The sequence below is a fragment of the Pseudomonas sp. KBW05 genome (assembly GCF_003852405.1).
In the GTDB taxonomy this organism is placed as follows: domain Bacteria; phylum Pseudomonadota; class Gammaproteobacteria; order Pseudomonadales; family Pseudomonadaceae; genus Aquipseudomonas.
In genome coordinates this window covers 144,999-165,914 of the sequence record NZ_QAJM01000009.1, presented here as the reverse complement: position 1 = coordinate 165,914, position 20,916 = coordinate 144,999, and the positions used below count along the sequence as shown (strand labels likewise).

The 20,916-nt window shown below is 61.7% G+C and carries 19 protein-coding genes; 11 read left to right on the top strand and 8 right to left on the bottom strand.

Annotation, left to right across the window (positions count from 1 at the left end):
* Positions 1–125: 125 nt before the first annotated feature.
* Both DBR46_RS09480 and DBR46_RS09475 read right to left on the bottom strand, forming a co-directional pair.
* Complete coding sequence (locus DBR46_RS09480; RefSeq protein WP_124525970.1) at positions 126–2,390, bottom strand: bifunctional diguanylate cyclase/phosphodiesterase; 2,265 nt, start codon at positions 2,388–2,390, stop codon at positions 126–128.
* A 139-nt stretch (positions 2,391–2,529) separates the two neighbouring features.
* On the bottom strand, positions 2,530–2,895 hold the full coding sequence (locus DBR46_RS09475; RefSeq protein WP_124525969.1) for a YkgJ family cysteine cluster protein: 366 nt from the start codon (positions 2,893–2,895) through the stop codon (positions 2,530–2,532).
* Positions 2,896–3,146: 251 nt separating this feature from the next.
* Between DBR46_RS09475 and DBR46_RS09465 the strand changes: the two genes are divergently transcribed.
* Positions 3,147–4,493: an MFS transporter gene (locus tag DBR46_RS09465; protein WP_124525967.1), complete on the top strand. Its 1,347-nt coding sequence runs from the start codon at positions 3,147–3,149 to the stop codon at positions 4,491–4,493.
* A 148-nt stretch (positions 4,494–4,641) separates the two neighbouring features.
* Here the strand turns inward: DBR46_RS09465 and rapA are convergent, their stop codons facing one another.
* Positions 4,642–7,488, bottom strand: coding sequence for an RNA polymerase-associated protein RapA (gene rapA, locus DBR46_RS09460; RefSeq protein WP_124525966.1), 2,847 nt, complete (start codon positions 7,486–7,488; stop codon positions 4,642–4,644).
* A gap of 220 nt (positions 7,489–7,708) precedes the next feature.
* Between rapA and DBR46_RS09455 the strand changes: the two genes are divergently transcribed.
* Positions 7,709–8,050 carry a hypothetical protein gene (locus DBR46_RS09455; protein ID WP_017735922.1) on the top strand — a complete coding sequence of 114 codons (342 nt, stop codon included), beginning with the start codon at positions 7,709–7,711 and terminating at the stop codon, positions 8,048–8,050.
* Here DBR46_RS09455 and DBR46_RS09450 read toward each other — a convergent pair.
* From DBR46_RS09450 to DBR46_RS09440, 3 genes are all read right to left on the bottom strand, one after another.
* A complete protein-coding gene (locus DBR46_RS09450; RefSeq protein WP_124525965.1) occupies positions 8,047–9,228 on the bottom strand; it encodes an aminotransferase class V-fold PLP-dependent enzyme in 1,182 nt (393 codons plus the stop codon). The genes DBR46_RS09455 and DBR46_RS09450 overlap by 4 nt on opposite strands.
* A complete protein-coding gene (locus DBR46_RS09445; RefSeq protein ID WP_124525964.1) occupies positions 9,225–9,695 on the bottom strand; it encodes a RidA family protein in 471 nt (156 codons plus the stop codon). The genes DBR46_RS09450 and DBR46_RS09445 overlap by 4 nt, the downstream gene beginning before the upstream one ends.
* A 91-nt stretch (positions 9,696–9,786) precedes the next feature.
* Positions 9,787–10,653 carry a LysR substrate-binding domain-containing protein gene (locus tag DBR46_RS09440; protein ID WP_124525963.1) on the bottom strand — a complete coding sequence of 289 codons (867 nt, stop codon included), beginning with the start codon at positions 10,651–10,653 and terminating at the stop codon, positions 9,787–9,789.
* Positions 10,654–10,784: 131 nt separating this feature from the next.
* On the opposite strand from DBR46_RS09440, the gene DBR46_RS30305 reads away from it, so the two are divergent.
* Together DBR46_RS30305 and ccoM are read left to right on the top strand one after the other, a co-directional pair.
* Complete coding sequence (locus tag DBR46_RS30305; protein WP_003172386.1) at positions 10,785–10,946, top strand: hypothetical protein; 162 nt, start codon at positions 10,785–10,787, stop codon at positions 10,944–10,946.
* Positions 10,947–11,089: 143 nt separating this feature from the next.
* Entirely contained in the window at positions 11,090–11,203 is a 114-nt protein-coding gene (ccoM, locus tag DBR46_RS30675) for a cytochrome c oxidase subunit CcoM (RefSeq protein WP_017735918.1), read from the top strand.
* A gap of 270 nt (positions 11,204–11,473) precedes the next feature.
* Here the strand turns inward: ccoM and DBR46_RS09435 are convergent, their stop codons facing one another.
* Together DBR46_RS09435 and DBR46_RS09430 are read right to left on the bottom strand one after the other, a co-directional pair.
* The gene (locus DBR46_RS09435; RefSeq protein ID WP_124525962.1) at positions 11,474–12,949 is read right to left on the bottom strand and encodes an inorganic phosphate transporter; all 1,476 of its coding nucleotides are present in this window, start codon (positions 12,947–12,949) and stop codon (positions 11,474–11,476) included.
* A gap of 322 nt (positions 12,950–13,271) precedes the next feature.
* On the bottom strand, positions 13,272–13,472 hold the full coding sequence (locus DBR46_RS09430; protein ID WP_003172389.1) for a hypothetical protein: 201 nt from the start codon (positions 13,470–13,472) through the stop codon (positions 13,272–13,274).
* Between the two features lie 503 nt (positions 13,473–13,975).
* Between DBR46_RS09430 and pcaR the strand changes: the two genes are divergently transcribed.
* The 7 genes from pcaR (at position 13,976) to pcaG (ending at position 20,737) form a co-directional block, all read left to right on the top strand.
* Entirely contained in the window at positions 13,976–14,818 is an 843-nt protein-coding gene (gene pcaR, locus DBR46_RS09425; protein ID WP_017735916.1) for a pca regulon transcriptional regulator PcaR, read from the top strand.
* A 152-nt stretch (positions 14,819–14,970) separates the two neighbouring features.
* A complete protein-coding gene (locus DBR46_RS09420; RefSeq protein ID WP_124525961.1) occupies positions 14,971–16,311 on the top strand; it encodes an MFS transporter in 1,341 nt (446 codons plus the stop codon).
* A 300-nt stretch (positions 16,312–16,611) separates the two neighbouring features.
* Positions 16,612–17,469: a CoA transferase subunit A gene (locus DBR46_RS09415; protein ID WP_124525960.1), complete on the top strand. Its 858-nt coding sequence runs from the start codon at positions 16,612–16,614 to the stop codon at positions 17,467–17,469.
* Entirely contained in the window at positions 17,466–18,248 is a 783-nt protein-coding gene (locus DBR46_RS09410; RefSeq protein ID WP_177414028.1) for a CoA-transferase subunit beta, read from the top strand. The genes DBR46_RS09415 and DBR46_RS09410 overlap by 4 nt, the downstream gene beginning before the upstream one ends.
* On the top strand, positions 18,245–19,447 hold the full coding sequence (pcaF, locus tag DBR46_RS09405) for a 3-oxoadipyl-CoA thiolase (protein ID WP_177414032.1): 1,203 nt from the start codon (positions 18,245–18,247) through the stop codon (positions 19,445–19,447). Before DBR46_RS09410 ends, pcaF begins: the two co-directional genes overlap by 4 nt.
* 17 nt (positions 19,448–19,464) lie before the next feature.
* Positions 19,465–20,169: a protocatechuate 3,4-dioxygenase subunit beta gene (gene pcaH, locus DBR46_RS09400; RefSeq protein ID WP_124525957.1), complete on the top strand. Its 705-nt coding sequence runs from the start codon at positions 19,465–19,467 to the stop codon at positions 20,167–20,169.
* A 1-nt stretch (position 20,170) separates the two neighbouring features.
* Positions 20,171–20,737, top strand: coding sequence for a protocatechuate 3,4-dioxygenase subunit alpha (pcaG, locus tag DBR46_RS09395; RefSeq protein ID WP_124525956.1), 567 nt, complete (start codon positions 20,171–20,173; stop codon positions 20,735–20,737).
* The last annotated feature ends 179 nt before the right edge of the window (positions 20,738–20,916 follow it).

The following is a 20,916-nucleotide window of genomic DNA, read 5'->3' as shown; positions in this document are numbered from 1 at the left end:
GTCTTAGTCCGGGACGCTCGGGTTTAACCCTGCTTTTTCAAGGGAAATCGTGACCGGACTCTGATGAATCGGCCGTCTGTCGGGTTTCTTTAAGCAAATGATGGCGAAATGCCAAAGTTTCGGCGTCAGCGAATTGGCCGGATCACCGAAGTCGGTCCGATACGGACCGGGGCGGAGGCTCTGGGGGCCAGCGGGTCCTTGGTGCCCGCCACGCTGAACGGGTACAACGGATTACGCATCTGAATGCCCTGGATGACACCGATAACGTCAGCGGCACACACGGCCGGGCTCAACAGGTAACCCTGGACGTAATCACAGCCATGTTTGAGCAGCAGCTCGAATTGCGCCTGGGTTTCCACGCCTTCGGTCACCACTTGCAGGTGCAGGGTGTGGGCCATACCGATAATTGCCTGGACGATCTCGATGTCGGCGGTGGACTTGGGGATGTCCTGGATAAATGAGCGATCGATCTTCAAGGTGTTCAGCGGCAAACGCTTGAGGTAGGCGAGGGATGAATACCCGGTGCCGAAGTCGTCGATGGCCAGCGAAACGCCCAGCGCACGGATCTGCCGCAACAGGGCGAGGGTGCTGCTGATATTGCCCATCAGTGCGTTTTCGGTGACTTCCAGTTCCAGGCGGTGGGCTGCGATCCCGCTGAAACGCAGGGCATCTTCGATCTCATCGGCCAGTTCGTCGCGGGCCAGGTTGAGGGCAGAACAGTTCACCGCCATGGTCAGTTCGGTGTAGCCGCGGTCAGACAGCAGGCTGAGTTCATGACAGGCCTGGCGCAACACCCAGTGGTCCAGTTCGGCAATCAACCCATTGCTTTCGGCGATGCCGATAAAGCGATCGGGGGCAAGCAGGCCATGCACCGGATGCTGCCAGCGCACCAGGGCTTCCAGGCGCGTGACCTTGCCCAGCTTCATGTCGAAGATCGGCTGGTAGAACAGCACCAGTTGGTTGCGTGCGCGCAGGGCACCGCGAAGTTCTTCTTCCAGTTGCAGTTCGAGGAAGGCGCGGGTTTTCAGGTTGGAGCTGAAGAAGGTCAGGCCGTTGCGCCCGGCGTCCTTGGATTGGTACAGCGCCAGGTCGGCGGTTTTCAACAACTCTTCACCGGTGAGGCCGTCATCGGGAAACAGGCTGATACCAATACTGGTGGTCATCACCATGCGCCGCCCGGCCAGTTCGATGGGTTCTTTCATTTTTTGCATGATGCGCTGTGCCATGTGCCGGGCTTCATCCCGGTGATGGACGCTGATCAGAATGCAGAACTCATCGCCGCCAAACCGTGCGACCACGTCTTCATGGCTGCGCACCGAACCCTTGATGTGCGCGGCGAGCACGGTGAGCAATTGGTCGCCCGCATCGTGGCCGAGGCTGTCGTTGATGCGTTTGAAGTGGTCGATATCGAGGAAGATCACCGCCATCATGCCGTTTGAAGCGGTTTTTTCCGCCAATTTCTCGGCAAAGATCTGATTGAACCCACGCCGATTGAGCAGGCTGGTCAGCGCATCAAAATGTGCCACCTGTTGCAGAGAGGCGCGCGCCTGATCCAGTTCGGTAAGCAAGGCGTTGACCCGGCGCAGATCGCGTTCCTTATGTTGCAGCTTTTTATCCGCGAGGGCCGCGCTGACGCTGCTGCCGATCACCAGCAGGGTGATCACCGCCACGGACAGGCCCAGTTGGATGGGGTTGTTGTCCAGTGGCAACGACAGATCCGCGCCCGTGGGCACCATCATGCGCATCGCCGCCATGCCGGTGAAGTGCATGCTCAGGATGCCGGCGCCCAGCACCAGGCTGGCGGCGTACTTGAGTAATTGGTGGAACACCCCGGCACCATTGCGCAGGTAGCTCGACAGCAGCAGCGCCGCCAGGCTGGCACCGATGGCAATACCCACCGAGGCCATGAACAGCCCCGATTCGAAGTACACCTGGGCCTGGGAACGCATGGCCGACATGCCCACGTAGTGCATCAAGGCGATGCCCAGGCCCATCCATACCGATGCCAGCAGGTACTGATGCAAGCGCAAATGGGTGTGGCTGAGGGTTTGCATGGCGAACAGCGATGCGATCATGGCGATCAGCAGCGAGGCGAACGTCATGATCAGTTCGTAATGAATAGCGATAGGGGCCTGGAAGGCCAGCATGCTGATGAAGTGGGTGGACCAGATGCCGCCGGCCAGGCAACCGGCGCCGAGCCAGCGCCAGCGGCGTCGGGCGGTAGGGTCTTCGACGTGGCCAACCCGCTCAGCCATATCAAGGGTGCCAAAACCCGCCGCACAGGCGACCAAGTAGGCCAGCAGAACCAGGAAGGGGTTATGACTGCAATTGAGTAATAAGTGCCCGTTCTCTGGAAGCTCGGTAAAGAAATGCAGACCAAGCCATTCCATAGCATGTCCCGTTAAAGTCATTGCGCCATTGCCTACAGCAATGGCCTACGACCTCGAGTATAGAAGCCCCGCGGAATTCGCCATGGATAATGGCACTTTGCTCTCAACGATTTTGGCATGCCTGCCATAGCGTTTGATGCTAAGCGCTGATGGGCAGGTCCAACTCGAAGGGCATCTCCAGCGGCGCCAGGCCAAAGGCAGCGCGGGCGGCATCGCAATCGACGTTCTGCACGCCCTCGTGCCAGGACGCTTCAAACTCACGGCAAGTGCTCGACCGTTGCGCGTAGATCGAGCAGCTGGTGCCTTTGCCCACTTCCCCTTCAAGGCTGCAGCAACGTACGGGTTTCTGGTCGGTGCCGATCATCGCCACGCGCGTCGGATTGATCTGCACCACCAATTCGTCCGGTACCGTCCCGCCGGATGAGGCGCACTCGCCCCAGAAAAAAGACACACGGAAGTGTGAACAGCAGGCACCACAATTCAGGCACGGACTGGCTTCGGACATGGACGTCATCGATAAGAAAAGTAAGAGGGGGTACTACCGGAAGGCTCGCCATTCTATCTGCGCCATGGCCGTTGGGAAGAGGGGCGCACACATATATTTTCGTAGGGAAAGTCCCGGGATCGTGGGTGAAATCATGCCCTATCAGCTTTACGAATCATTACAGACAACCGCCGCCAGCCTGACTATGTTGCTGATACCGGGCAGGATGCATCGGGCATCGCAGCTCTCATAACAATAAAAGAGACGGACCCATGCAGAACTCGACCCAAGCGGCGAATGCCTGGCGCATTCTGTTCCTGCTGTTCCTCGCCAACCTGTTCAATTTCTTCGACCGCACCATTCCCGCGATCATCATCGAGCCAATCCGCATGGAATGGCACCTGAGCGACTTCCAGCTCGGCATCATCGGCACCGCCTTTACCATCGTCTACGCCATTGCCGGCCTGCCCCTCGGGCGCATGGCCGACACCGGTTCGCGCAGCAAACTGATGGGCTGGGGCCTGTTCGCCTGGAGCGGGCTGACGGCGGTCAATGGCCTGGTCGGCAGTTTCTGGACCTTCTTGCTGGTGCGCATGGGCATCGGTATCGGCGAGGCCAGCTACGCACCGGCCGCCAACTCGCTGATCGGCGATCTGTTTCCCGCCCACCGCCGCGCCCGGGCCATGGGCATCTTTATGCTTGGCCTGCCCCTGGGCTTGTTGCTGGCCTTTTTCACCATCGGCTGGATGGTCAAGGCGTTCGACAGCTGGCGCGCGCCGTTCTTTATCGCCGCCGTGCCGGGGATGATCCTGGCGGTGTTCATGTTCTATATCAAGGAACCCAAGCGCGGCGCGGCGGAAACCGTGCAAGTCTCCCAGGAGCGTGTGGACCGCCCGATCCGCCGCGTCCTGGCGGTGCCGACCTTCCTGTGGTTGGTACTGGCTGGGCTGTGCTTCAACTTTGCTACCTATGCGTGCAACTCGTTCCTGGTGCCGATGCTGCAGCGTTACTTTCTGATGCCGTTGCAGGATGCGGCGGTGGCCACCGGGGTGATCGTTGGCCTGACCGGTTTGGTGGGCCTGACCCTGGGCGGCTGGGTGGCCGACAAGATCCATCAGCGCATCGCCAATGGCCGGCTGCTGTTTGCTGCGTTCAGCCTGATTATCTCCACCGTGACCACGGCCTGGGCGCTCCACGCCGGGCGCATTGAGATTGGCGTGTTTGTCGCGGTATTCAGTGTGGGCTGGCTGTTTGCCTATAACTTCTACACCTGCGTGTACACGGCGATCCAGGACGTGGTCGAGCCGCGTCTGCGGGCCACGGCGATGGCGCTGTTTTTTGCCGGGCTGTACTTGCTGGGCGGTGGCATGGGGCCGATCGTGGTGGGGGGCTTGTCGGACCATTTTGCCCATTCGGCGATGTATGCGGCGGGGGCGGAGCAGATGACGGAAGCTTATAAGGCGGTGGGGTTGCATGACGCCATGTACCTGATTCCGGTGGCGCTGTTCTTGACCATGCTGTTTCTGTTCCAGGCGTCGCGGTGTTTTGTGCGCGATGCCAAGAAGATGAAGGAGGGGTTGAGTGCGGTGGAGGTGCCGGGTTCGGCGGTGACAGCTTGAGACTTAGGTGACGCCTTCGCGAGCAAGCCCGCTCCCACATTCGACTGAGTTTCTCCAGTTGAAATGCAATCAAATGTGGGAGCGGGCTTGCTCGCGAAGAGGCCCGAAAGGCAAATAAAGAAGGCCCGCATTGCGCGGGCCTTCTTGTTTAGCCGGCGACCAGCACTCGAATCGCTTCCAGGCGCAAAGCCGCTTTATCCAGCATCGCCAACCCTTGCTCGCGCTGATTGCGCAACGCCACCAACTCACTGTCACGCACAGTCGGGTTGACCGCCTGCAACGCGGTCAGGCGCGCCAGTTCTTCGTCGGTGTCCGCCGCCAGGCGACGCTTGGCCTCGGCCACGCGTTCGGCATGTTGCGGGGTGATTTTCTCTTCACCGGCGTTGATCCGTGGCGTCAGTTGGTCGCGCTGAGCCTGGATAAACTTGTTGGCGCTGGCGCGTGGTACGCTTTCCAGCTGGTCGTTGAGGGTCACGAACGACACACGGCCCGACAGGTCATTGCCATTGGCATCCAGCAAGCAGCGCAGTGCCGCCGGCGGCAGGTAACGGCCCAGTTGCAGGGCGCGCGGTGCCACCACTTCGCTGACGTAGAGCAGTTCCAGCAACACGGTGCCCGGCTTGAGCGCCTTGTTCTTGATCAGCGCCACGGCGGTGTTGCCCATCGAGCCAGACAGCACCAGGTCCATGCCGCCTTGCACCATCGGGTGTTCCCAGGTGATGAACTGCATGTCTTCGCGCGACAGCGCCTGGTTGCGGTCGTAGGTGATGGTCACGCCTTCGTCGTCGCCCAGGGGGAAGCTGGCGTCGAGCATTTTTTCGCTCGGCTTGAGGATCAGGGCGTTTTCCGAATGGTCTTCGCTGTCGATGCCAAACGCATCGAACAGGGTTTCCATGTAGATCGGCAGGGCGAACTGATCGTCTTGCTCGAGGATGTCCTCGACCAACGCATCGCCTTCGCCGGCACCGCCGGAGTTGAGTTCCAGCAGGCGGTCGCGACCGGTGTGCAGCTCTTGCTCCAGGCGCTCGCGCTCGGTGCGGGCTTCGTCGATCAGGGCTTGCCACTCGCCGTCGTCGGCGGCTTCCAGCAGCGGCAGCAGGCGAGGGCCGAACTGATGCTGCAAGGCGTTGCCGGTCGGGCAGGTGTTGAGGAAGGCATTCAGCGCTTCGTTGTACCACTGGAACAGGCGCTCTTGCGGGCTGGTTTCCAGGTACGGCACGTGCAGTTCGATCACGTGTTTCTGGCCGATCCGGTCCAGACGGCCGATGCGCTGTTCCAGCAGATCGGGGTGGGACGGCAGGTCGAACAGCACCAGGTGGTGGGAGAACTGGAAGTTGCGGCCTTCGCTGCCGATCTCGGAGCAGATCAGCACCTGGGCGCCGAATTCTTCATCGGCGAAGTAGGCGGCGGCGCGGTCACGTTCGAGGATGTTCATGCCCTCGTGGAACACCGTGGCCGGAATACCGGAACGCACGCGCAGGGCGTCTTCCAGGTCCATGGCGGTTTCGGCGTGGGCGCAGATCACCAGGACCTTGGTGCGCTTGAGCATTTTCAGCTGGTCGATCAGCCACTCGACCCGTGGGTCGAAGCGCCACCAGCGGTGTTCTTCTTCGATGTCCGGTTGTGCCTGGAAGCTGACTTCCGGGTACAGCTCGGCGTGCTCGCCCAGCGGCAGTTCGAGGTATTCGTCCGGGTTGGCCAGCGGGTAGGCGTGCAGCTTGCGCTCCGGGAAACCCTGCACGGCGGCGCGGGTGTTGCGGAACAGCACGCGGCCGGTGCCGTGGCGGTCGAGCAGCTCACGCACCAGGCGTGCGCTGGCTTCGGTGTCGCCATCGTTGACGGCGGTGAGCAGGGCTTCGCCTTCGTCACCGAGGAAACCCTGGATGGTTTTATGCGCTTTGGGCGACAGGCGTCCCTTGTCCATCAACTCCTGCACGGCTTCGGCCACCGGGCGATAGTTCTCGCTCTCGGCGCGGAAGGCGGCCAGGTCGTGGAAGCGGTTCGGGTCCAGCAGGCGCAGGCGCGCGAAGTGGCTGTCCTGGCCCAGTTGTTCCGGGGTGGCGGTCAGCAGCAGCACGCCAGGAATCACTTCGGCCAGTTGCTCGACCAGGGCGTATTCGGCGCTGGCTTTTTCTTCGTGCCAGACCAGGTGGTGGGCTTCATCGACCACCAGCAAGTCCCAGCCGGCTGCGAACAGCGCATCCTGGGCCTTCTCGTCGTCCACCAGCCATTCCAACGCAACCAGGGCAAGCTGGGTGTCTTCGAACGGGTTGGCGGCATCGCTTTCGATAAAGCGTTCTTCGTCGAACAGCGCAACCTGCAGGTTGAAGCGGCGGCGCATTTCCACCAGCCACTGGTGTTGCAGGTTTTCCGGGACCAGGATCAGCACGCGGTTGGCGCGGCCCGACAGCAGCTGGCGATGGATCACCAGGCCGGCTTCGATGGTCTTGCCCAGGCCTACTTCGTCGGCCAGCAATACCCGCGGCGCGATACGGTCAGCGACTTCACGGGCAATGTGCAATTGGTGGGCAATCGGTTGTGCGCGCACGCCACCCAGGCCCCACAGGGCGGACTGCAACTGGCGGCTGGTGTGTTCCAGGGTGTGGTAACGCAGCGAGAACCAGGCCAGCGGGTCGATCTGCCCGGCAAACAGACGGTCGCTGGCCAGGCGGAACTGGATGAAGTTGGACAGTTGGGTTTCCGGCAGGGTGACCTGCTCGTTCTGCCCATTGAGGCCGTGGTAGACCAGCAGGCCATCGACGTCGTCGACTTCCTGTACGGTCATTTTCCAGCCTTCGAAATGGGTGATGCTGTCACCCGGCGAGAACCGCACGCGGGTGAGGGGCGCATTCCGTAGCGCATACTGGCGGGTGTCGCCAGTGGCCGGATAGAGCACGGTCAACAAGCGCCCGTCCTGTGCCAGAACGGTGCCTAACCCCAGCTCTGCTTCGCTGTCACTAATCCAGCGTTGCCCCGGTTGATACTGCTGCGCCATGCTGCCTGACTCCCGCCGTGAAAAAGCCGACTATCTTAACGGAACACGGCCCTCAGCCAAAGGACTCCTGACAAAAACTACTCCGTTTGCGTGGCTGCGCGGAAGTCGGATCGACGGGTGGCGGGCACTTGGGAGTGTCGACTGGGTCACAGCTTGGCGAGTGCGCGCTCAAGTCGCAATCCGGCGTGCCGACAGCCTGTTGATCAGGAGAGTAAACCTTATGCTGCCACCCATGCTGCCCGTGAGCGTTGTGCCGGTCACGTCACAACTCGATCCGGTGCGCCAGAAGCCGGACATCCCGCCCGTGGTGCCAGTACAACCGGGCTCCAATGAAAGCACCATCGACCTGAAAAACCGTGACGCCGAGCAATCGACCCTGCTGCTGCGCGAAGAACAGCGGCGCCAGCAAGAGCAACAGAAGCGCCGGCGTGAAGCCGACGAAGACCCGGAGCAGCACCTGGCGATTCCGGGGGATGTGCTCAATGCCGACAATACCGTGCCGGTGATCCCGCTGATTGAAGATGCACCGCGCCAGGGCTTGTGGGTGGATGTCGAAGTCTAGCCGCACAATGCCCGCAGGGCGGCCAGCAGCCGCTCGATGTCGTCCGCGTTATTGAGCGGGCTGACGGAAATCCGCGCCACGCTGGCCAGGCCGCGCGCCTGCATATCCAGCGGGGTGTAGGCCACGCCGTTGGCGCCGATATTGATGCCCTGCAAGCCCAGCCGCCGTTTCAGTTCAAAGGCGTCCCAACCGGCCAGGTTGAAGGCGATCAGGCCCGATTGGCTGGCGCCCAGATCATGCAAGGCAATGCCTGGGATCTGGCGCAGCGCTTCCCGACTCTGCTGGCTGGTCTGCCTGATGGTTTCCCACACCTGCTCGATACCCAGGCGATTTATCTCCTGCAATGCATTACCCAATCCCGCCAATAAGGCGTAGGACACTTCGCTGGTTTCAAAGCGGCGGGCGTCGTTGCGCAGGTCGAATCCGTCGGCCGTCCACGGCGCGGAAAACACATCGCGCTGGGCCGGGTTCAACTGCGCAAGGAACGCCGGCCGGACATACAGCAACGCGGTACCGCGCGGCCCGCGCAGGTGCTTGCGGCCCGCCGATTTGAGCACATCGCAGTGCAGCGCCTGGACATCCACCGGCACCTGGCCGACAGCTTGGCCGGCGTCGATGAAATAAGGGATCGCGTATTTTTTGGCGACCTCGCCGATAGCCTGGACCGGGTTGATCAGGCCGCCGTTGGCCGGCAACCAGGTGAGGTCGATCAGCTTCACGTTGGCGTCGATCATCGCTTCCAGCGCCAGCGGGCACACCGCGCCGCTTGCATCGCAGGGGATGACCTCCACGCGGGCGCCGGCTTGCACCGCGAGCTGCATGCTCGCCAGGTTGCCGCCCCATTCATGGCGGCCCACCAGGATACGGTCGCCCGGCTGCCACGGGGCCAGTGCCTGGAACGCCATATTCCAGGCCGCCGAGCCGCTGCTGGCGAAGGCAATCGACGAGGCGGGCGCATTGAGCAATTGCGCGGCCGCGCGGCGGGCGTTTTCCAATAGCAGGGCGCCATGCTCGCCGGCTTCCATCGGACCGTCGCGGGCTTCGCGGTGCAGTTGCGCGATGATTGCATCGAGGGTGGCCTGGCTCGGCAGCGAGGCGCCGGCATGATTGAGGTGGACGATGCCGGATTGGCAGCCGGGTGTGGCGTCGCGCAGCGCTTGGGTGTCGAGCAGGTTCATGGTTGCAGCTCGAAAATCCCGTCCACCTCCACCGCGACACCGGCGGGAAGGCTGGCCACCCCGACGGCGGTGCGCACATGCCGACCTTTGTCGCCGAGGGCATTCACCAAAAGGTTCGACGCACCGTTGGCGACCGCGCTCTGGTGCGTGAATTCGCCGCTGCTGGCGATAAAAACACCCAGGCGCACTGTGCGCACCAGGCGCGACAGGTCATCCCCCAGCGCATGGCTCAATTGCCCCAGCAGGCCCAGCGCCGCCAGTTCGGCGGCCTGGGTACCTTCCTCATCGCTGAGGGATTCGCCCAGGCGGCCGATGTAGGCCGGTTTGCCTTCCACCAGCGGAATCTGCCCGGAGACGAACAACTGGTTCGCGCTGATCACATAGTTGAGGTAGTTGGCCGCCGGCTGGCTGGGTGTCGGCAGCGTGAGGCCAAGGGCTTGCACGCGTTGGCGCAGGGAGTCGCTCATGATCAATCCTCAACGGTAAAAGAGGCTTGAGCATGTCGGCCAGGCCGGCCGGCGACAAACGGATAGTTCTCACCCAATGAATCGAAAAAACTCACGCATCGCCACAGGCGTCCTTCAGCCATTGGCTGAAACATGCGGCCGCCGCGCTGGCAGGGCCTTGGGGGGCGATCAGCCAGTAACCGATGTCACTGTGATACGGCGGCCAGTCAAAGGCTTGCACCAGGCTGCCGTCCTTGAGCCGACGCTCGATCAAGCGGTGGCGGCCCATGGCGATGCCCTGGCCGGCCACGGCGGCTTCGACCACGATGTTGTAGTCGTGCAGCATCACGCGGGGGTGGCCGGTGAGATCGGCATGGTAGTGCGCGGACCAATCGGTCCATTCGAACGGCCGGTGGGAGGTGGCCATCAGCAGCGGGCTGTCATGCCGTGCCTTGAACGCCGGGCTGCACACCGGCGAGATCACTTCCGCCATCAGGCGTGTGGCCTGTACATCGGGCCAATCGCCCTTGCCATAGCGTATCGCCAGGTCCACTTCGGCGGCGGCGACATCAGCCAGTTGAATCGCCGGTAACAACTCCACCTGGATATGCGGGTAGCGATGCAGAAAGTCCGCCAGGCGTGGCGCCAGCCACAAGGTGGCGAAGGAGGCGAGCAGGCCGATGCGCAGCACCGTGGTGCTGGGGGCGGCGCGTTGGGTGCGGGTGGCGGCAGCGATGGCGTCGAGGGCTGGGCGGATTTCGTCGTAGTAGCGTTGGCCGTCGCCAGTCAGATCAATCGCACGGGTGCGTCGGATAAACAGCGGTTTGCCCAAGTGCTGCTCAAGTTTTTGCACGTGATGGCTCAGTGCGCTCTGGGTCACCGACAACTCATGCGCCGCCTTGATAAAACTCAAGTGCCGCGCCACGGCCTCAAAGGCGCGCAGGGCCAGCAAGGGCGGAAGGTCCTTGTGCAGTGCCACGTGAGTGCGCTCCGTTGCCTGAGAGAAGTGCCGATTTTGGGCGATGACCTGCATTTTGTCGCCCGCTGATTTGCCGTCGGGCGGGGCAGGCCGCATTATTGAGGCATTCCCGCCACAACGTAAGCCAAGCCATGAGTGATGATGACAAGCTGATCGACCTGAATGCCGAACGTGCCAAGCGCGTGCACGACCTCAACGACAAGCGCCTGAATGAAGTACGCCAGGCCTTCGAGCAGGCCATGCCGTTGGGCAAGGCCAAGAAGAAACCCAAGAACAAACCGAAAAAGCGTTGAAACAGCCTGCATCTGTTGATGCAGGTCAGTTATTGCCCTTCTTTACGCCCCGTTGTGGGCGGCATTGATCCCCGTCAATTTTCCAATCCGCCTTCTCGATTAACTTAGCCCTATCGCAACAGGGCAAGTGCAGGAGGCCGGTCATGTTTTTCGATAATGTGGTTTTTGCCGGAGTGCTGACTGTCAGCCTCATGGTGCTGTTTTTTGTAGGGTTTGGTTTTTTTATCTGGAAAGACGCCAATAAGCGGAAAAAATAGATCTTTCTGGATTACATGAGCACGCAAGGCATTTTGGGCGACTTCGGTCGCCCTTTTTTTTGCCTGCTATTTAACTAACACCGCCGCTCTCCAATATGAGTGGGATTGTGTGGGAGCGGGCTTGCCCGCGATAGCAGTCTGTCAGTTGATGAATCAGGTGCTGATCCACCGCTATCGCGGGCAAGCCCGCTCCCACATTTGTGCCGAAGTACAGGTATAAAAAAAGGTGCGACCCTCGCGGATCGCACCTTTTTTATTGCAGGCGGCTTATCAGCTGCCCAGCGCCTTCGACGCCAGCCAGAACAACCCGGCCGACAGGCCAACGGTAGCTGGCAAGGTCAGTACCCACGCCATCAGGATGGTCTTGACCGTCCCGCCTTGCAGGCCGCTTTTGTTCGCAACCATGGTACCGGCCACACCCGACGACAGTACGTGGGTCGTGGACACCGGCAGTGCAAAGATATTGGCGAAACCAATCATGGTGGCCGTGGTGATCTGCGCCGACATGCCCTGGGCATAGGTCATGCCTTGCTTGCCGATCTTCTCACCAATGGTCAGTACCACACGCTTCCAGCCCACCATGGTGCCCAGGCCCAGGGCCAGTGCGACGGCGAGGATCACCCAGAACGGTGCGTACTCGGTGGTGGCGGTCAGGTCTTTGCGCAGCTTGTCCAGGTCGGACTTCTCACGCGCATCCAGGCCCGGCAGCTTGCCGACTTTCTTCGCGGTGTCGTCCAGGCAGAGCAGGTAGCGACGCACTTCAATGCGGTGGTCGGCGGTCAGCGAGTGGTAGTCGGACACACCTTTCAACGTACCCAGCAGGGCGTTGATGGTCGGCTCGGTCTGCTGCGGGTTGCAACGGAACTTGCCCGGCAGGTCATCCTTCACGCTTTTGCCCAAGGCCAGGAACTCACCGAGGGTCTCGTGGTTGCGCTGGTAGAACTGGTTGAGGTGCAGGGTGGCATCACGGGTGCGTTCGATCTGGTAGGTGGTGCTGCCCAGGTCGAGGACGAACTGCGCCGGCACGATACCGATCAGCACCAGCATGATCAGGCCAATGCCTTTCTGGCCATCGTTGGAACCGTGCACGAAGCTCACGGCCATGGCGGAGATCACCAGGACCAGGCGGTTCCAGAACGGTGGGTGCTTCTTGTCATCAAGCTTGCGGCGCTGGTCCGGCGTCTTGTGCATCTTCGACAGTGGGCGCCACCATTTCAGGCCGATCAGCACCAGGGCTGCGACCAGGAAGCCGGCCATTGGCGAGAACACCAGGGACGCACCGATATCGATCGCTTTCTGCCAGTTCACACCGTCAGCCAGGGGGATATCGTTGATCAGGGCATTGGCCAGGCCGACACCGAGGATCGAGCCGATCAGGGTGTGGGAGCTGGAGGCCGGGATACCGAAGTACCAGGTGCCCAGGTTCCAGGTGATCGCCGCTGCCAATAGAGAGAAGACCATGGCCAGGCCGTGGCCGGTGTTCACATTGATCAGCAACTCCACGGGCAGCAAGTGCACGATGGCGTAGGCGACACCGACACCACCGAGCAACACGCCGAGGAAGTTGAACACCCCGGAGAAGAACACGGCCAGGTGCGGCGGCATGGCTTTGGTATAGATGACTGTGGCCACCGCGTTAGCGGTGTCATGAAAGCCATTGATGAACTCGAAGGCGAGGACAAAGGCCAGGGCGAGCAGCAGGCTCACTAGAACCCAAGCATCCAGTCCGCTGAATAAATCGATCATGAAGGTTTTCTGACCCGGTCGTAAGGGGGCGCGATTATGCCAGAAAACCTCGGTAATCGATGCACTAGCTGCTCATCGGTCACAATCTTCATTGAAATGCCAGGGGCGAAAGGCGCCCATCCCAGGGTTTCCGGGGCTTTGGCAAGTCTTTGATTTATAAAGCGAGGGCGTGTTTCAGGGGGGAAATGCCACTGAAACGGCATATCTGAAACATTTGTATGAAATTTCGTTTGCGACGATAGGACGCGTGCCGAATCATCGCAGCCCTCGGCTGGCAATGCGCCAGCGGAGGTGGCAAGTGCCGCAGCTCAGGTCGAAGGGCTTATGGCTCTTCAGCCTTGAGTTCCTGTTCAATCTTTTGGATTTCCTGGGCAAACGCCTGATCGAGCAAGCTGGCGCGTTTACGCCAAGGTTTACGCTCGGGCTCAGGCTGCGCGGCGTAGGTGGTGACTTCCCCGCCGTAAACGTCCTTGTAACGTTGTTCCTGGCGCTCAAGTTCCGCGCGCAGTTCATCTTTCGTCACTGTATTACCTAATATGAGTTGAGTTTGATTATTGTGCAGTGCCATACCGGAAAGTCGCCTTCAGACTGTTCAAAGTTGAACGGTTTAACGTTCAAGTTCGAGTGAATGGCCTGAGGTCGATACTTTAAGCGGTTACTTGTGACCGGCGATGCACACTGAATGTGTCGCCTGGCGAGCTCTGGCCCCGATAGTGAAACCGGGTTGACCTCTGCACAGGTTGCAGTATAGCGGCGCATTCTAAGAACACTATCACCATAAAGTTAAAAAATGCGAACTTCGTGTGAGCGTTTTGTTACTTAAGCGCGTCAGTCGATTGCGGAAAATCTGGCGCCAGAAAGTTTTCAGTGCTTGAGCAATAGCAGGGCGCCGCAAATTGCGATAATCGGAGTAGTGTCCGATAATCGCCCAGTGTCACTGGCCTGGCGTTGTGCATTGCGCCCCGTGCGGCTTGTAATAGCGGCCAAACCTGCTGACGGTTGAAAACAAGAAAAAGGACTCATGAAATGAACGATCAATTGCGCAACTCCTTCGCATCAGTGGCGCCACCGATCGTGGCCTCACCGGCCAAGCGCATCCAGGCGTTTACCGGCGATCCCGATTTCATGACTTCCCTGGCCCGCGGCCTGGCCGTGGTGCAGGCGTTCCAGGAGCGCAAGCGCCACCTGACCATCGCCCAGATCAGCCATCGCACGGAAATCCCCCGCGCCGCCGTGCGCCGTTGCCTCTATACCCTGATCAAACTCGGCTACGCCACCACCGATGGGCGCACGTATTCGCTGTTGCCCAAGGTGTTGACCCTGGGCCATGCGTACCTGTCGTCCACGCCATTGGCGGTGTCTGCGCAGCCTTACCTGGACCGCATGAGCGAGCAACTCCACGAAGCCTGCAACATGGCCACCCTCGAAGGCGATGACATCCTCTACATCGCCCGCTCCGCCACGACCCAGCGCCTGATCTCGGTGGACCTGTCGGTGGGCGGGCGCCTGCCGGCGTACTGCACGTCCATGGGCCGCATCTTGCTCGCCGCGCTGGATGACGCCTCCCTGCAGGACTACCTCGACCACGCCGACCTGCAAACCAAGACCAGCCGCACCCTGACCACCCCGGCGGCCTTGCTTGAGTGCCTGCAACAAGTGCGTCAGCAGGGCTGGTGCATTGTCGATCAGGAACTGGAGCAGGGCCTGCGCTCCATCGCGGTGCCGGTGTATGACGCCTCCGGCCAGGTGCTGGCGGCGCTCAATGTCAGCACCCACGCCGGCCGCGTCAGCCGCAGCGAGCTGGAGCAGCGTTTCCTGCCCAGCATGCTCAGCGCCAGCCGCGAGCTGAGCGCGCAGTTGTTTACCTAAGCTGTTCGCTGATCGCACAGATCCCGGTTTGATCAATTGACGATGTTTCCCCCGCCTTATTACTGTGCGGCAGCGCTCTAGGGCGCCGCCTCACTCAATAATAATGACGGCCCCAGGTCGTCAACCCGCCCATCGGTGTGGAAATAACAATAATGAATCAACCGTCTGTTGGTACGACCCTGGACGTCCAGTCCTTCATCAACGCCCAGCCACTGTCGCGCTACCAATGGCGCGTGGTGATCCTGTGTTTCCTGATTGTCTTCCTTGATGGCCTCGACACGGCGGCCATGGGTTTTATTGCGCCTGCGCTGTCCCAGGATTGGGGCATCGACCGCGCCAGCCTCGGCCCGGTGATGAGCGCCGCCCTGATCGGCATGGTGTTCGGTGCCCTCGGCTCCGGCCCGTTGGCCGACCGCTTTGGCCGCAAAATGGTGCTGGTGGGCGCGGTGCTGGTGTTTGGTGCGTTCAGCCTGGCCTCGGCCTACGCCGCCAACGTCGACCAGTTGCTGGTACTGCGCTTTCTCACCGGGCTTGGCCTGGGGGCAGGCATGCCGAACGCCACCACGTTGCTCTCCGAGTACACCCCCGAGCGCCACAAATCACTGCTGGTGACCAGCATGTTCTGTGGTTTCAACCTGGGCATGGCCGGCGGCGGGTTTATCTCGGCCAAGCTGATCCCGGCGTTCGGCTGGCACAGCCTGCTGTTGATCGGCGGCATCCTGCCGTTGATCCTCGCGGTGGTGCTGCTGGTGTGGCTGCCGGAGTCGGCGCGTTACCTGGTGGTGCGCAATCGCGGCACCGACAAGGTGCGCAAGACCCTGGCACCCATCGAGCCGAATATCGTCGCCCAAGCCAGCGACTTCAGCGTGCCCGAGCAAAAAACCGTGAAGGCCCGCAACGTGTTTGCGGTGATCTTTTCCGGCACCTACAGCGCCGGCACCTTGTTGCTGTGGCTCACCTACTTCATGGGCCTGGTGATCGTCTACCTGCTGACCAGCTGGCTGCCGACCCTGATGCGTGACAGTGGCGCAAGCATGGAGCAAGCCGCGTTTATCGGCGCGTTGTTCCAGTTTGGCGGGGTGCTGAGCGCCGTCGGCGTGGGCTGGGCGATGGACCGCTTCAATCCGCACAAGGTTATCGGCACGTTCTACCTGCTGGCCGGGGTGTTTGCCTACGCGGTAGGCCAGAGCCTGGGCAATATCACGCTGCTGGCGACCTTGGTGTTGATCGCCGGGATGTGTGTCAACGGCGCGCAATCGGCGATGCCCTCGCTGGCGGCGCGGTTTTATCCGACTCAGGGGCGTGCCACTGGCGTGTCGTGGATGCTTGGGATTGGGCGTTTCGGCGCGATCCTCGGGGCGTGGATGGGCGCAACGTTGCTGGGGCTGGGCTGGAATTTCGAGCAGGTGCTGACGGCGTTGGTGATTCCGGCGGCGTTGGCCACCACTGCGGTGGTGATCAAGGGCATGGTCAGCCATGCGGATGCGACCTAGGGTCCGGCGCTGATTTTGTGGCTACCGGGCTTGTGTGGGAGCGGGCTTGCTCGCGAATGCGGTGTGTCAGTCACAGATATTTAAACTGATCCACCGCATTCGCGAGCAAGCCCGCTCCCACAAGGGACGGTGCCCACTTTAAGTCCTGCACGGAGGAAAAGTTAGCCAGGCAACAATCAGTTCGATTATCGAACACTTAGTCGATTATCGGATTGTTAGAGCCATTTCCCCGACTTAATCTTCAAGGCACTTCGGCGCCACCTCTGCGCCTTTTTCGATCCACACCGGGAGCCCAACCCCATGGCTGAAATGCTCACCCTGACCGACGCGGTAAAGCGTTTCGTGAACGACGGCGATACCGTTGCGCTCGAAGGCTTCACCCACCTGATCCCCACGGCGGCGGGTCATGAAATCATTCGTCAGGGTAAGAAAGACCTGACGCTGGTGCGTATGACGCCTGACTTGGTCTACGACCAATTGATCGGTGCCGGTTGCGCCCGCAAGCTGATTTTCTCCTGGGGCGGCAACCCGGGTGTGGGTTCCCTGCATCGCCTGCGCGACGCGGTCGAGAAGCAATGGCCGCAACCGCTGGAGATCGAAGAACACAGCCACGCCGACCTGGCCAACGCCTACGTCGCTGGCGCTTCCGGCCTGCCGTTCGCGGTACTGCGTGCCTACGCCGGTTCCGACCTGCCAAAGGTCAACCCGCTGATCAAGACCGTGACCTGCCCGTTCACCGGTGAAGTGCTGGCGGCCGTGCCGTCGGTGCGCCCGGACGTGACCGTGATCCACGCGCAAAAGGCCGACTGCAAGGGCAACGTGCTGCTCTGGGGCATTCTGGGTGTACAGAAGGAAGCGGCCCTGGCGGCCAAGCGCTGCATCGTCACCGTCGAAGAAATCGTCGATGACTTGAATGCACCGATGAACAGCTGCGTATTGCCGACCTGGGCCCTGACTGCGGTGTGCCATGTGCCCGGTGGCGCGCATCCGTCCTACGCCCACGGCTACAACGAGCGCGACAACCGCTTCTATCAGGCGTGGGACCCCATCGCCCGCGACCGTGAGACCTTTACTGCCTGGATCGACGAATACATCCACGGCACCGCCGACTTCAGTGAATTCCAGGCCAAGCTGGCCACTGCACAGGAGGCCAAGTGATGGCTTACTCCACCAATGAAATGATGACCGTCGCCGCCGCGCGTCGCCTCAAGAATGGCTCCGTGTGTTTTGTCGGCATCGGCCTGCCCTCCAAGGCCGCCAACCTGGCGCGCCTGACCTCGTCGCCGGACGTGGTGCTGATCTACGAGTCCGGCCCGATCGGCGCCAAGCCGAGCGTGTTGCCGCTGTCCATCGGTGATGGCGAGCTGGCGGAAACCGCCGACACCGTCGTGCCAACCGGTGAGATCTTTCGCTACTGGCTGCAAGGCGGGCGCATCGACGTCGGTTTTCTCGGCGCGGCCCAGGTCGATCGCTTCGGCAACATCAACACCACCGTGGTCGGTGATTACCACCAGCCTAAAGTGCGCCTGCCGGGTGCCGGTGGCGCGCCGGAGATTGCCGGCTCTGCCAAGAGCGTGCTGATCATCCTCAAGCAGTCGGCGCGTTCGTTTGTCGACAAGCTGGATTTCATTACCTCGGTGGGCCACGGCGAAGGCGGCGATTCACGCAAACGTCTGGGCCTGCCGGGCGCCGGGCCTGTAGGGATCATTACCGACCTGTGCATCATGGAGCCGGAAGAGGGCACCCATGAATTTGTCGTCACCGCGTTGCACCCCGGTGTGACCCGCGAGCAAGTGACGGCCGCCACCGGCTGGGCGATTCGTTTTGCCGAGCAGGTCAGCACCACCGCTGAACCTACCGAGAAAGAGCTGACAGCCCTGCGTGACCTGGAAGCACGCACCGCCGCCGCCCACGGCCAAGCGCCAGGAGAAGCCTGATGCGCGACGTATTTATCTGTGATGCCATCCGCACCCCCATCGGCCGTTTCGGCGGTGGTCTGGCCACGGTGCGCGCCGATGACCTGGCGGCCTTGCCGATCAAGGCGCTGATCGAGCGCAACCCCTCGGTGGATTGGACCGCGGTGGATGAGGTGTTCCTCGGCTGCGCCAACCAGGCGGGCGAAGACAACCGCAACGTCGCGCGCATGGCGCTGTTGCTGGCGGGCCTGCCGGAAAGTATTCCGGGCGTGACCCTTAACCGCTTGTGCGCTTCGGGCATGGACGCCATTGGCACGGCTTTTCGCGCCATTGCCAGTGGCGAAATGGAACTGGCGATTGCCGGCGGCGTCGAGTCGATGTCCCGCGCACCGTTCGTGATGGGCAAGGCCGGCGCGGCGTTTTCGCGCGACATGAAGCTGGAAGACACCACCATCGGCTGGCGTTTTATCAACCCGTTGATGAAGGCTCAATACGGTGTGGATGCGATGCCGCAGACCGCCGATAACGTTGCCGACGATTACCAGGTATCCCGCGCCGACCAGGACGCCTTCGCCCTGCGCAGCCAGCAACGTACCGCTGCCGCGCAAGCCGCTGGGTTCTTCGCCGAGGAAATCGTACCGGTACGGGTCGCCCATAAAAAAGGCGAGACCGTGGTGGAGCACGATGAGCATCCACGGGACACCACCCTGGAAGCCCTGGCCAAGCTCAAACCGGTGAACGGCCCGGACAAAACCGTGACGGCCGGCAATGCTTCCGGCGTGAACGACGGCGCTGCGGCGTTGATCCTCGCGTCCGCCGAAGCGGTGAAAAAACACGGCCTGACCGCCCGCGCCCGCGTACTGGGCATGGCCAGCGCCGGCGTTGCGCCGCGAGTGATGGGCATCGGCCCGGTGCCAGCGGTACGCAAGCTGGTGGAACGCCTCGGCCTGGCGGTCACCGACTTTGACGTCATCGAACTCAACGAGGCCTTCGCCAGCCAAGGCTTGGCGGTGCTGCGTGAACTGGGCATCGCCGACGACGCGCCGCAGGTCAACCCGAACGGCGGCGCCATCGCCCTCGGCCATCCGCTGGGCATGAGCGGCGCACGGCTGGTGTTGACGGCCCTGCACCAATTGGAAAAAACCGGTGGCCGCAAAGGCCTGGCGACCATGTGTGTGGGCGTCGGCCAAGGGTTGGCCCTGGCGATTGAACGCATCTAATAAGAGAGGACTGCTCAATGAGTGACAAGCCCGGTTACCGGCGCCCGCAAGCGGGCACTCAACCTGATTACCTGCACCCGGCCTACCAATCGACGAATGTCCGTTCGCCGTCGCAGCCGTTGGTGTTTCTGCCCCATTCCTTGTCGGAAATTACCGGCCCGACCATCGGCGCCGAGCGCATCAACGCGAAGGACAACGACCTGACCGCCCAGCATGACGGCGAGCCCCAGGGCGAACGCATCATCATTCACGGGCGTGTGCTCGACGAAAACGGCTTGCCGGTGCCGGGCATCCTGGTGGAGATCTGGCAGGCCAACGCCGCCGGTCGCTACAACCACAAGCGTGACCTGCACGACGCGCCGCTGGACCCGAACTTCACCGGCACCGGCCGCACCGTCACCGACGCCGACGGTTGGTATCAGTTCCAGACCATCAAGCCCGGCGCCTACCCGTGGGGCAACCACCACAACGCGTGGCGCCCGGCGCATATCCACTTTTCGCTGTTCGGCCCCAGCGTGCTGACGCGGCTGGTCACGCAGATGTACTTCCCCGGCGACCCGCTGCTGGAATACGACCCGATCTACAACTGCGTGCCGGACACTAGCGCCAAGGAGCGCTTGATCGCCCGTTTCGACCTGGAAAAAACCATTCCTTCCTATGCCCTCGGCTACCGCTGGGACATCGTCCTGCGCGGCCGCGACGCCACGCCGATGGAGAAATGAGATGACACTCAACGCGACCACGTCCCACACCGTCGGGCCGTATTACCACATCGGCCTGACCTGGCTGAACCGCGAAGACCTGACCACTGCCGCCACCCTGGGTGAACGCGTGGCGATCAGCGGGCAAGTGGTGGATGGCAATGGTGATGTCGTCAATGACGCCATGCTGGAAGTCTGGCAGGCCAACGCTGCCGGCAAATATGACCACCCGGAAGATGAGCAGGACAAAGCGCTCGACCCGAACTTCGAAGGTTTCGGCCGGGTGCCGGTGGATGCCGAAGGGCGGTTTCGCTTTACCACCATCAAGCCGGGCGCCGTGCCAGGGTTGAAGGGCACGACCCAGGCGCCGCACCTGGTGGTGCTGGTGTTTGCGCGGGGCCTGGTGAAGCACTTGCTCACGCGCATTTATTTTGACGGCGAACCGATGAATGGGGATGACCCGTTGCTGGCATGTGTGCCGGCTGCGCGGCGTGAGACCTTGATTGCCAAGCAGGATGCAGCGGGTGTGCATCAGTGGAATGTGATTTTGCAGGGGGCAGACCGGGAAACAGTGTTCTTTGATTATTGAGTTGGCTTGAGATCATTCGCGAGCAAGCCCGCTCCCACATTTGATCGAGTTCCAACTCTGGAATGCAGTCAACTGTGGGAGCGGGCTTGCTCGCGAAGAGGCCCTCCCAGGCAACACACCTCCAAAAGTCTGGTTGCGGAACGAGCTTGTTGCAAAGTATGTCTAGGCTATAACCGTTC